This window comes from Paenibacillus sp. FSL H7-0756 (assembly GCF_038006765.1).
GTDB lineage: Bacteria > Bacillota > Bacilli > Paenibacillales > Paenibacillaceae > Paenibacillus_AQ.
In genome coordinates this window covers 1,255,042-1,266,550 of sequence record NZ_JBBOVT010000001.1, presented here as the reverse complement: position 1 = coordinate 1,266,550, position 11,509 = coordinate 1,255,042, and the positions used below count along the sequence as shown (strand labels likewise).

9 protein-coding genes are annotated in these 11,509 nt (G+C 57.3%); 2 read left to right on the top strand and 7 right to left on the bottom strand.

Annotated elements, in window-relative coordinates; translation table 11 throughout:
- Window positions 1-33: 33 nt before the first annotated feature.
- A complete protein-coding gene (locus tag NST04_RS05685; RefSeq protein WP_341183508.1) occupies window positions 34-642 on the bottom strand; it encodes a biotin transporter BioY in 609 nt (202 codons plus the stop codon).
- Window positions 643-864: 222 nt separating this feature from the next.
- Here NST04_RS05685 and NST04_RS05680 point away from each other — a divergent pair, with 222 nt between their 5' ends.
- Window positions 865-1,677, top strand: coding sequence for an ATP-binding cassette domain-containing protein (locus tag NST04_RS05680; RefSeq protein ID WP_341183507.1), 813 nt, complete (start codon window positions 865-867; stop codon window positions 1,675-1,677).
- Complete coding sequence (locus NST04_RS05675; RefSeq protein WP_341183506.1) at window positions 1,674-3,470, top strand: ATP-binding cassette domain-containing protein; 1,797 nt, start codon at window positions 1,674-1,676, stop codon at window positions 3,468-3,470. Before NST04_RS05680 ends, NST04_RS05675 begins: the two co-directional genes overlap by 4 nt.
- Before the next feature lie 336 nt (window positions 3,471-3,806).
- Here NST04_RS05675 and NST04_RS05670 read toward each other — a convergent pair whose 3' ends face one another.
- The 6 genes from NST04_RS05670 to NST04_RS05645 all read right to left on the bottom strand — a co-directional run bounded on the left by NST04_RS05670 (window position 3,807) and on the right by NST04_RS05645 (window position 10,933).
- On the bottom strand, window positions 3,807-4,739 hold the full coding sequence (locus NST04_RS05670) for an IS3 family transposase (RefSeq protein ID WP_341182892.1): 933 nt from the start codon (window positions 4,737-4,739) through the stop codon (window positions 3,807-3,809).
- Window positions 4,740-4,744: 5 nt separating this feature from the next.
- Window positions 4,745-5,059, bottom strand: coding sequence for a helix-turn-helix domain-containing protein (locus tag NST04_RS05665; protein WP_340750738.1), 315 nt, complete (start codon window positions 5,057-5,059; stop codon window positions 4,745-4,747).
- 338 nt (window positions 5,060-5,397) lie between these two features.
- Window positions 5,398-8,052 (bottom strand): bifunctional lysylphosphatidylglycerol flippase/synthetase MprF, encoded by a 2,655-nt coding sequence (gene mprF, locus NST04_RS05660; protein ID WP_341185185.1) that lies wholly within the window; start codon window positions 8,050-8,052, stop codon window positions 5,398-5,400.
- Window positions 8,053-8,388: 336 nt separating this feature from the next.
- A complete protein-coding gene (locus NST04_RS05655) occupies window positions 8,389-8,751 on the bottom strand; it encodes a FlxA-like family protein (protein WP_341183505.1) in 363 nt (120 codons plus the stop codon).
- An 89-nt stretch (window positions 8,752-8,840) separates the two neighbouring features.
- A complete protein-coding gene (locus NST04_RS05650) occupies window positions 8,841-9,707 on the bottom strand; it encodes a DMT family transporter (protein WP_341183504.1) in 867 nt (288 codons plus the stop codon).
- Window positions 9,704-10,933 (bottom strand): multidrug effflux MFS transporter, encoded by a 1,230-nt coding sequence (locus tag NST04_RS05645; RefSeq protein ID WP_445667871.1) that lies wholly within the window; start codon window positions 10,931-10,933, stop codon window positions 9,704-9,706. Before NST04_RS05645 ends, NST04_RS05650 begins: the two co-directional genes overlap by 4 nt.
- Window positions 10,934-11,509: the final 576 nt, after the last annotated feature.

The window sequence follows — 11,509 nt, the reverse complement described above, 5'->3', positions numbered from 1 at the left end:
TAGCATTTGTATTTATTAGTGAACAGCTTGTGGTTAGCGGCTTGTGGTTGTGTTGTCCCCGTCAGCCCAGACGCCTGTGTCATGGTTCAGAATACGTTCGATCGGATATACCTTCCATACCGCTGTTACTACAGCCGAACACAGGACTGCTTTGAGCAGGTCGCCCGGAAGAAACGGCCACATACCAGCCGTCAGTGCCTTGCCGAGTGAATCCATGCCTGTAGAATAGGCAAGCCATCCCACACCGCCCGGATAAACTAACAGTGCCCCGAAGATAAAGTTAGCTGCCAACAGCTTCACAAAGGTGTATTTGTCCTGCTTAATGCGTTCGGCGAAGAAGCCGATCAGCCAGGCCACGAACGGCCAGGAGAAGATATATCCGGCGGTAGGTCCAACCAGGACCGCTAATCCTCCGCTTCCGCCCATCACCTGGAATCCGGCAGCAGCGAGTCCGATTACGATTAGTACAGCAAGTGCCCCGTATCGGGCCCCAAGGATAGAACCAGCCAGCATTACCGCAAGGGTCTGCATAGTAATCGGTACCGTGGAGAAGGGCAGCGAGATTTTCAAATAACTCAGAGCTATCATGACAGCGGCGAATAAGGCACTGAATATCAGGCCGCGGGTTGTCCATTTCTTCATGGCCGGGAGGCTCCCCCTTTTTTAAAAATATAATTTATATGTTTCACGCTACAAATTATCCTTCTATTTCCCGCCGAAACGATACCGTCCTTTAAAAGGCCGGCAAAGCCGTTTCCACTTGGGATCACTATAACATCCCCCCTCCAGATACATCAATCCTAAAATCTTTGTTATAATGGGGAGCAATTGTTGACTAGAGCTGGACGGAAAGCAGGCATGAAGATGATCAGGGCACATAATGTAAGCTTGTCCGTGCGGGAGGGGCAGCATCGCCGTATGGTACTGCAAGGGATTAACATTCATATAGAGCCTGGGGAATGGGTAGCGCTCACAGGGGCAAACGGCTGCGGCAAAACCTCGCTGATCCGCACCTTCAACGGACTGAACACCCCCTCCAGCGGCAGTCTGTCCGTGGCCGGACTCGATCTGCGTCTGCCGGAGAACCGGACGGCTGTAAAGCAACGTGTGCAGCTCGTATTTCAGAATCCCGAAGCACAGACGGTCGGCTCCACTCCGTTCGAGGATATCGCCTTCGGGCTGGAGAACCGGGGACTGGAACGGGAGCGGATGATTGCACGAATCCATGAGATCCTGCAGCAGGTAGGGCTAAGCCACAAAGCAGAAGCAGAGGTATCCACGCTGTCCGGCGGAGAGCGCCAGCGCCTGGCGGTAGGCAGCTGCCTGGCACTGGAAGCTGAAATGATTATCTTCGATGAGGCCACCTCGATGCTGGACCCTGAGGGGAGATCGGATATTATGGAGCTGGCTCAGGAGCTATGGCAGACGGGCACTACCATCCTCTGGGTCACCCAGCGGATGGAGGAACTGGCCGCAAGCCCGCGCATTGCGGTGCTCGGCGAGGGGAAATTGCTCTATGACGGCGGCCCGCGCAGCCTGTTCTACACCTCAGAGCTGCCGGAGACCCTCGGCTGGCTTCCTTCTCCGGCCGTCCGGGTCGGGAAGCTGCTGCGGAAGCAGGGCTGGCCGCTTCATCTGCTGCCGCTGACCGGGCAGGATCTGGAGGAGCTGCTATGAGAATTCATGCGGATCAGCTCACCTTCTGCTATGTTGGTGGCAGGCCAGCCGTTCAAAAGATATCTCTGGATATCCCTACAGGTTCGCTGACTGCCCTCTGCGGAGTGAACGGGAGCGGTAAGTCTACCCTGCTCCGTCTGCTCGCGGGTCTTGCCCAGCCCTCCTCCGGGCAGATACATTACGGTGACGGTGACGGGAAGAAGACGGACAACACGACCGCCGAACTGGTATCCATGGTATTCCAGCAGCCAGAGACCCAGCTCTTCGCGGGTACGGTACATAAGGATATCGAATACGGCCTGATAGAGCGCGGGGTGTCTAAGGAGAAGCGGACGGAGATCATTTCCAGCGCCCTGGCGAAGACCGGGCTGGCTTACGATGAATTCGCCGGGCGATCCCCCTTTCTGCTCAGCGGAGGCGAGAAACGGCGCGTAAGTATTGCGGGAGCCCTGGCCGTACAGCCCGGGCTCCTGATTCTGGATGAGCCGACCGCAGGGCTGGACCCGCAGGCGGCACAGGCACTGCTCGAAATGGTGGAGGAGCTGCGTAGCAGCGGACTGACCTTGATCATCGGCACCCACGATCTGGACAGCTTCCTTCCAGTTGCTGACAAGGTCATCGTGATGAAGCAGGGTGCTATCCATTATGACGGGCCTGCTCCGGCATTGACTGCCGATCCCGGCCTGCTGGCAGACGCCGGACTCATCCCCCCCGTCTATGCTTCTATGGGACGCAGAGCGGTGCAGCATGGTCTGCTGGAAGCAGTCCCGGATAGTCTGGAGGAGCTGCTGACCGCACTGGAAAAGCACCCGCTGCCTATGCCGCAGACGGACAACTGGGCGGCAGGCTCTGGCATCGTTGCCCGCAGCGGCGCCACAATACCCGGCAGTCAGAACACCAATGCCAGCGAACAGAGCGTGCAATACAGCTTAGAAGGCATCCGCCACCGGGATAATTCCCATCAGTTCACCGGGAGGAAGACCGCCCAGGCGATAATCAGGCCCGGCAGGCCAAAGCTCGAACAGGACCCTCCACGCAGATCTGGTTGGCAAGGCCTTGACCCCCGGGCCAAATGGCTGGGGATGATTCTCGGCTCGCTGGTCCTGTTAGGGATGAACACTCTGCTTCCGCTGCTGCTCACCACCGGGCTACTGGCCGGGCTCGCGGCTTCAGCTCACATCTCCTGGCGCCGGGCGTTCCGCTTCTTCCGCCCGTTCCTGCTGATGTTCCTGTTCCTCTGGCTGCTGTCCGGGCTTAGCTGGAGCTCTCCCGACTTCGCACTCGGGCCGCTCAGCTTCAGCTACGCAGGACTAATGCGCGGAGGAATCAGCGTGCTGCGCTTCCTGCTGCTGATTGCCCTGGGCTTCCTGTTCACCGAGACGACCACCGGCGCCCCCTTGCGCGAGGGGCTGGAATGGGGCATCGCTCCGCTGCGGACCCTGGGCATCCGCACCCGTAACTGGTCGCTTGCCGTATCTGTGACCCTGCAGTTCGTGCCGTGGATTCTCGGCAAGCTGGCCCAGCTGCAGCTGGCGCTGGGCTCACGCGGAAGACGCGCACGCGGGGTGGCCCGCTGGTCCCCGAGGCAGATCGCCCTAATCATCGTGCCCCTGCTGATTCTTGTCCTTGGCATGGGCGACGAGCTGGCGACAGCCGTCGAATCACGGGGGTATGATCCCGCCAAGCAGCGGACCCCCGTCTATCAGCTCCGCTGGAGCAGGCGCGATACACTGGCAGCGCTAGGTATCCTGGCGGTCGCAGCTATATTGTGGTGGGTAGCCCGGATTAGCTGAGCGGATGCGGAGCGATTCAGCGAACAAAATTACCATAGTGGATGGATCATGAGCGAATGGATCATGCAAGAACTTATACGTGCTTCGCAGCTAATATAGTTAAACCCACCTTACCTATCCGCCCACCTGTGGGGCATCCGGCGAAATCAGGGGCAACAGTGCCCCTGATTTTTGCTTCATTGGCCTTTATTCAGCCTTCGCACCCTCGCGTCAGCCCATTGTATGCTGTTTTTGGCATACATTCAGCCCGTGTGCCTGCGTACCACCTCATTGCGGTGCGACCCCCTTATCCCGGAGTCCTCCGTATCAAATCAGTACTTATCGTAGATATGCTCTTTATTTCGCTTTTTCTCTCGGCCAGAAGAAGCGGGAGCGGTCTTCTTGGGTCAGGACCCACTCCGCAAACGTAGCTGGCGGCATGTTCCGAAGGCTCGTATGCATTCTGCGGTTGTTGTAAAAGTCCATGTACCGGTCCACCGCTTCATAGGCCTCTTCGAACGTGTCGAATGCCTCTTTGCGGAACAAATCCCGGTCAATATTACTGTGGAACGATTCAATAAAAGCGTTTAAATCCGGCGTTCGAGGCGGAATGCGTTCATGGGTCATTTCCCAGCTTTCACACATGTCGCCAAACAGGTGGCTGACGAACTGTGGGCCGTTGTCGGTGCGGATCACCGGGCGTACGCTGCCAGGGGCGCAGTGTTGCTCCATGGCGCGTCCCAGCGTCTGGCAGGCGTGCTTGGCCTCACACGACGATCCGCGGTGGTAGCCGACGATGACACGGGTAAACACATCGATAATGCTCAGGACAAAGAAATGCCGGTCCCGGCCCGCCACGTACCCGTACTTAATGTCCATCTGCCAGAGCTGGCCTGCTCCGGTAATGACCCGGTTCTCCGGCAGCTTCCGGGGATGCTTAAAACGCTTGTGACGCTGCGGCTGCAGGATATCCAGCGCCTGACACAGCCGGTAACTTTTCTTGTGATTGAGCTTTAAACGGTGCTGGTTCCACAAGCACTTGGCCAGCAGTTTGTATCCGTACACGTGCTCTTCTCCAGCGATTAATTCCAGCAGCCATTCCTGGATTTCCTCGTCGCTAATTTTCGCTCCAGACTCGGTCAGAGAGTAGCCGGGTACGGGTCTTCCGCGCCCCTGGAGTACGGCCTGTGCATCCTGTGACTTGCGTTTCTTACGGTCGTAGTACGTGGACTCTGCGAGCCCGATGAGACGTAGTACCAACGCTGCGGAATATCCCTGCTTAATGAACATCTCGGCTACCTCGATTTTTTCGGATAAGCAGGGGTTGGCTTTTTTAGCAGTTCACGCAGAATCTCAATCTCTAACTCCTTTTCACCGAGCATCTTGACCGCCTTCTCATATTTCTGCTCGACCTCTACCAGGCGCTTCAGTTCCTCTACCTGCTCCTGGGGGTACGGATGATCTTGTTCTCCATGGGCTTCCCGGTAATCCCTCACCCACTGATTCACCGTGGACGGAGTCACCCCATACTTTCGGGCAACCACCGCCGCCTTAATGCCAGATAACACCTCTTGCGCTGCCTTCTCTCTTGTTCCTGTTAAGTGTCCCATACCGTTCATCCTCCTCCTATCTCTAGTCTACATTTTTGTGGGGGAGGACTCCAACTTCATTAGGGGGCTGTGGAGATTGTATGCTGTTTTTGGCATACATTCGGCCCGTGCGCCTGCGCGCCACCCCATTGTATGCTGTTTTTCGCATACATTCGGCCCGTGCGCCTGCATGCCAGCCCATTGTATGCTGTTTTTGGCATACATTCGGCCTGCGCGCCACCCCATTGTATGCTGTTTTTCGCATACATTCCAAATTCCTCATGCTTATGTCCTTTGCCTAACTTTTCACTATGCACAACACTCTGCACATTCCAGAGACAACTTCCAGCACGAAGGCCTCACTTCCCCTCCTCCGGGTGCCTGGAGACCAGCCGCACCAGATCCAGGGTCAACAGAGGGAGTGTAACAGCAGCGGGATAGGCCAGATACCGCGGCTCCCATACCGGGTTGAACTTCTCCTTATACCGGCGCAGACCGGAGAAGCCGTACCAGTGGCCGCCGCGTTCAAAAACCAGCCGGGCAAGCTTCTCCTCCCGCAGCGCTCCAAAGCGTCCCCCGACATTGGACAGCGGGGCAGACCCGAGGTTAAAGCTTCTGTATCCGCGGCCTTTCGCCCATTCCAGCAGGCACAGGAACAGGTAGTCCATAGTGCCGTTCGGGGTATCCTTGTGATGGCGCATCAGATCCACCGAGACGCTCTTCTGCCCGTCATAGCCAGGAGCCACGGAGGCAAAAGCCAGCACATGGCCCTCTGGTCCGCGCAGCAGCGCCAGCGGTGCGAGCTGGAGGTACGGCTCGCTGAACCAGCCCAGCGAATAGCCTTTTTCCATCCGCCCGGCCAGCCATTCCTCTGACAACAGATGGAGCTCCTGCAGCAGCTCCTTCGAATGCTGTGCCTCTGTGATCTCGAAACGGTAGCCCTCGCGCTCGAACCGCCCCTTCACATTACGAAGGCTGGCGTTCCGCGAACCGCTAATGCCAAAGTCCGCCAGCGGAACCAGCGCCTCTTCCCCCAGCTTGAAGAACCGGTAGCCCTGCTCATGATAGAGCGGAAGATGCGCCGGGGTCGCCTGATAGAAGACTACAGATAGGCCATATAAGTCTGCAGCCTGTCTGAACTCACTGATTCCATTGTTAAGCAGATCCATCGGCCCCAGCGGGTCACCCAGCACCACCAGCTTGTCCCGGACTCTGGCGAAAGCGAACAGCACCCGGCCTCCCTGGGCCCAATAGAAGCTTTTGTCGCCGAGGAACAGCATGTGGCTTAAGGCATTGCCCCAGCCTTCTGAGAGAAAGCGCTCCAGCCGCGCCATATCCTTATCCGCGAGAAGCGTATCTGCCTTGTGCTGCGGCCTGAGGGCTACAAGCATCGTCAGCAGCAGCCAGGAGAAGATCAGTCCGCCGGCCGCCGTAACGGCCACATTACTGTGCTGCCGCAGCCATTCCGGCTGGATGCCGGGCGGAAGATGCTTCAGGAAGCCGTGATGGGTATAACTCGCCAGCCCGTAATAGCTAAGGGCTACAGCCGAAGTCAGGAGCAGCCACCATAAGGTGCTTTTAGCGCTAAAAGGAACGCTGATCCGGTAGAACCGGCTTCGTGAGATCCAGAGAATCAGCGCCACCACCAGCAGGAACAAGGCCTCCTCGTAATCGAACCCCTTCGTAAATGCAAAGACCGCCCCGCCAAAAAGCAGCAGGCTTGTCCAGACGTAAGCCCTGCGGACACGCAGGGAGATCCCCCGCGACAGCAGAATCAGCATAAAGCCGATCAGCACGGACAGATGGTGCGAGATCTGCATCACGGGCAGCGACAACAGCTCCTCTGTCACCTTCAGCCGGTAGAGCAGCTCAGGCGTAGCTGCGGACAACAGAAGAAGCAGACCGCTGGCCAGGACCAGCTTGCCGAGTGCCCATACACCCAGATCGCTGAGGAAGGTATATTGGCCGGGCCAGCCCCATATTTTCTGCCATACCGTCAGAGGTGCATCCACTCTATCGCCGCTGCGCTCAACGCCCTTCGTACCCGGCAGCCCGAACTCCAGCGCAGCCAGCACCAGCCCGAGCAGCCAAGGGATAATGTAATAAAATAATCTGTAGATGACCAGGACTGCCATGGCATGGTCACTCTTGATGCCAAGCTGGGTAAGCCCGAGCAGCGCAATCAGATCGAATGCGCCAATGCCGCCGGGGGCCATGCTTAGAATTCCCGCTATGGCGGCAACTACATATATACTAAAGACCGTGAGGAACGGGGCGTTCCCGAGCAGTTCACTGGCAATGAACCAGAAGGTCAGCCCGGCGAATATCCACTCCAGGAAGGAAGCTCCCACAGAAGCAACCACAGTAGACCAGGCGGTTCGCCCCTCACCCCGGTTGACCCATTTGGCGAAGAGCGCAGAGCGCTGGAGGAGTACAAAGAACGGCAGATACAGCGCTATCCCCCAGACTGCAAAACCCAGCCAGCGATGCGCCTCCAGCAGCCGGTCCGCCGGCAAAAGCCCGGTAATCGTCCCCCACCCGAGCAGCGACAGCCCCGTAATCATCAGTGGCGACAAAAACACAATAGCCGGCGCGAGCAAGGACGCGGGCACACTGCTCCGCTTATAGAGCAGCGTTCTAAGGCCCGCACCAGCCAAACCGGCGAATCCGATCATATTATTGAACGTATTGGCAATCCAGGCATAACGGAAGGTCCGCAGCCGACCGATCTGCAGGCGGAAATGCCGCCGGATCAAGTAATCATAAGTACTCATAACCGCCACCGACAGCAGCGATATCCCCAGCATCTGCATAATAGAGGGCACGGGAACGGATTTCAGATCACGGATGATTTTGCCTAAGTGAATCTGCTTCAGCTCATGCTGCCCCTCCAGATAGACCAGCCCGATAATCAGCAGCGGAAAAAGCGCCCGCACCGCCTTAATCCGGTAGATGGATATCAGCAGCCGTACGATTTTGAAGCGTTCCAATTTATTTTTGATTACAGTATGCATGACTTCACCTGTCCTCACTGCCGAACGCTCTTGTTGCCTGAACATATTCAGCCCTCTTCATACGAACCCATTATAACAAGATCCACAGCAGAACTCCCGTATAATGGTCACACGCTTACAAGAGTTAGACGGCAGGCGGAGGATATTCCCTGCACAGGGAGTATATTAGTTCCGGTGATGGGAGAAGTGTACGCATTCATATATGCATAAAAGCACCCGGACTGCGATTAGTCCGGGTGCTTTTATCATCATGCCAAGAGTTGTCATTCCCTAATGGAGGGCCTGTCACCACGGCAATGGCGGCTCTCTTCATAGGAAAGCTGTTCTCGCTCAAGCTTATACTCTAATGTCGAATCTCCCAGAGCTGTCGGTGGTTGCGTTAGCAATCTCCTGAACGGATGCCGCTGTCAGCTTATTATTGTTACCGGAAGGCTTGTCCGGAGACACAGCAGCGTTGTTGGCAGCAGCGGAGCTGCCCGCAGCCTGTGACTTCTGGGCAATTTGCGCTTCGATCTGCTTGATCTGCTGTTCCAGCTGCTTGGTTTGTGTTTCTTTGGCTTGCTCGTTGTCCTGGCTTGCGCTTACCTTCTCAAGCTCAGCTTCCAGCTTCGCCTTCTGCTTCTCAAGTGCAGTGGTATCACTGGCGCTGGAGGAAGTATAAGATACGGATGCTGAAGCGGCTACGGATGAGACATTCATGGGCGGTCCCTCCTCTCACCTCTTCAATATATCCCTTTTCTCTACAAGGAACGTTAAAATGCGCTGAAAGTTTGCTGAATATCCGCTCTTTACTCCTTGCGCGCCCTCCGGTTCATCAGCATAACGCTCAGCAGGATGATGACCAGCCCGGCGATGGTGTTGGCATAAACCTGCTCCTGCAGGAAGATTACGCCCCACAACAGGCCAAATACAGGCACGAGGAAGGTAACGCTGACGGTCTTGACCGGGCCGACACTGGCAATCAGCCGGAAATACAGCAAATACGCCACCGAGGTGCAGATCAGCGACAGGCCGAGGACAGAATATACAGCGGCGGAAGAAGGGAGATGATCCGGGGCAAAAATCACCGCCAGCGGCAGCAGCACCACACTTGCGCCCAGCTGCTGTCCCGCAGCAAGCGCCAGCGGAGTGAGACCGGAGCCTACACGTGACGCGTATAAGCCTCCGAACGCATAGCAGAGCGCTGCTCCAAGCGAATAACCTACGGATAAAAGAACCGTACTGGTCAGCGGGAGCGGACTCCAGCCAACCAGCACACCCACACCTACAAGGCCTATTATCAGTCCGGCCGATTTGGCCGCCCCCGGCTTCTCCTTCCGGGTCCCCCATGCCGCCAGTGCTGCGAACATCGGGGTTGTAGCATTCAGAATTGCCGCCAGCGAGGCGCTTAAGTGCAGCTCAGCCATACAGATCAGCGTGAACGGAAACGCCGCGTTAATCGCACCGAGCAGCAGGAAAGACTTCCAGTGCTTCAGGAGATCCAGCCTGCGCCGGGTCAGCAGCGCATAGAGCAGCAGAGCAGCTCCGGCAATCGTAACGCGCAGCTCTGTCGTGAAGACCGGACCCAGCTCCGGCGAGGCAATCCGCATGAACAGGAAGGAGGCTCCCCAGGCAAAAGCAAGCAGCAGCAGGGTAGCGAAATCCTTGCGGCTCAAGGCTGGACCTCTCTTCTGCACAGCAGCAGATAGGACAGAACCGACAGGAGACCCGCTCCCGCGATGACCAGCGCCATCGGCAGGGCCGAGCCGCTGCCGCCAAGTCCGACCAGCGGAGCCGCGCAGCTCCCCAGCAGCAAAGGAAGCAGACCCAGGAGCGCTGAGGCGCTGCCTGCCGTCTCCCCCTGATCCTGCATCGCCAGCGAGAAGCTGGTCGTACCCACCAGGCCTACACTGGAGACCACGGCGAACAGACAGGGCAGAATCAGCGCCAGCCCGCCCCCCGCGAGGAGGGTGACCAGCAGCAGGATGCCGCCTGCGGTGCAGAGAAGAAGGCCGCAGATCAGCAGCTTACGCTCACCCACTCTGGCCGACATCCGCCCGGCAATCTGCCCGGTCAGAATAATACCCAAGCCGTTCACGGCGAAGATCAGGCTGTACATTTGCGGGGATACCCCGTAAATGGTCTGCAGCACAAAGGATGATCCCGAGATATACGCGAACATGCCTGCCATAACAAAGCCCTGGGAGAGCGCGTAGCCCATGAAGCCGGCATTGCCAAGCAGAGTGCGGAAGGTACGCAGGGTTCCTGCCAGTCCGCTGCGTATACGCCGTTCCTTAGGCAGAGTCTCCGGCAGCCGCAGAAGAATGACCGCCGCGAAGAGCAGCCCGCATACGAACAAGACGATAAATACACCCTTCCAGTCCGTCACTCTCAGCAGTTGTCCCCCGATGACCGGAGCTGCAATCGGACCCAGTCCGTTGACAATCATCAGCAGCGAGAAGAACTTGGTTAATTCCGAGCCGCTGTACATATCGCGGACCGCCGCGCGGGAGATCACCACCCCTACCGATCCGGCCAGGCCCTGGACGAAGCGCAGCACAATCAGCAGTCCGATGGACGGGCTGAACGCGCAGAGCAGCGAGGACACCGCATAGATAATCATCCCGAACAACAGCGGAATCCGGCGCCCGTGCACATCACTGAGCGGTCCGGCTACAAGCTGGCCCGAAGCCAGCCCCAGCAGGAAAAAGGTCAGAGTAAGCTGAACCATGGCGGGACTGGTATCGAAATAGAGACCAAGAGCAGGCAAGGCAGGCAGATACATATCTATCGACAGCGGGCCAATGGTAGCGATGGCTCCCAGAATCACGGCAAGCTGCAGCCGCAGGCTTCTGGACGGCCCGCCCTCGGCCAGGCTTGTCATCGAATTTTGCTTCATCATGAACAGGATACATCCTTTCTTGCACGTAACCTTTAGTAAAACGGCAGCGCCATTTATGTTCAGGTCCGTTTATATATTTCTCCATACTACCCGATTACCGCCGGATTGTTCAATGAATTAATGGTTCGGCGGGAAAGAGCAGGGGGAACTGGTGCAGAGGGATCAAAGTGCAATAGTGCCGGGAGATAGAAGCGGTCTGATGGGGGCGACCTGCTCGCAAATCCTGCAGAATATGCAACAATGTCGCTCATGAGAGGCCCTCTGCGTGGAAATCCTGCTTGAAATGCAACATTCGCAGCCCTAACTAGCCCCGAAGCGCCGGAATTCCTGCAAAAGATGCAACAATGTGCCATAGCCAGTAACAAATTTAGAAAATTGCTGCAAAAAGTGCAACATTGCTGCTCGGTTGAAGTGTACTGTGCGCGTATCCTGCGCGAAATGCAACAGTCGCAACCCCAGTTTGTGCCGAATTTGAGTTACGTGCCCCCGCACCCCCGCCCAATCTCCACAACAACAAAAAACCGCCTGCCGTAGCCGCCAATCCACTATCTGTGATCGGCAGGCCCGCAGGCGGTT

Bases quoted from the DNA above. Each gene is read 5' to 3' on its own strand.
- mprF (WP_341185185.1), bottom strand. From the start codon at position 8,052: ATGCATACTGTAATCAAAAATAAATTGGAACGCTTCAAAATCGTACGG.
- NST04_RS05685 (WP_341183508.1), bottom strand. From the start codon at position 642: ATGAAGAAATGGACAACCCGCGGCCTGATATTCAGTGCCTTATTCGCC.
- NST04_RS05670 (WP_341182892.1), bottom strand. From the start codon at position 4,739: ATGTTCATTAAGCAGGGATATTCCGCAGCGTTGGTACTACGTCTCATC.
- NST04_RS05665 (WP_340750738.1), bottom strand. From the start codon at position 5,059: ATGGGACACTTAACAGGAACAAGAGAGAAGGCAGCGCAAGAGGTGTTA.
- NST04_RS05645 (WP_445667871.1), bottom strand. From the start codon at position 10,933: ATGATGAAGCAAAATTCGATGACAAGCCTGGCCGAGGGCGGGCCGTCC.
- NST04_RS05655 (WP_341183505.1), bottom strand. From the start codon at position 8,751: ATGAATGTCTCATCCGTAGCCGCTTCAGCATCCGTATCTTATACTTCC.
- NST04_RS05680 (WP_341183507.1), top strand. From the start codon at position 865: ATGATCAGGGCACATAATGTAAGCTTGTCCGTGCGGGAGGGGCAGCAT.
- NST04_RS05675 (WP_341183506.1), top strand. From the start codon at position 1,674: ATGAGAATTCATGCGGATCAGCTCACCTTCTGCTATGTTGGTGGCAGG.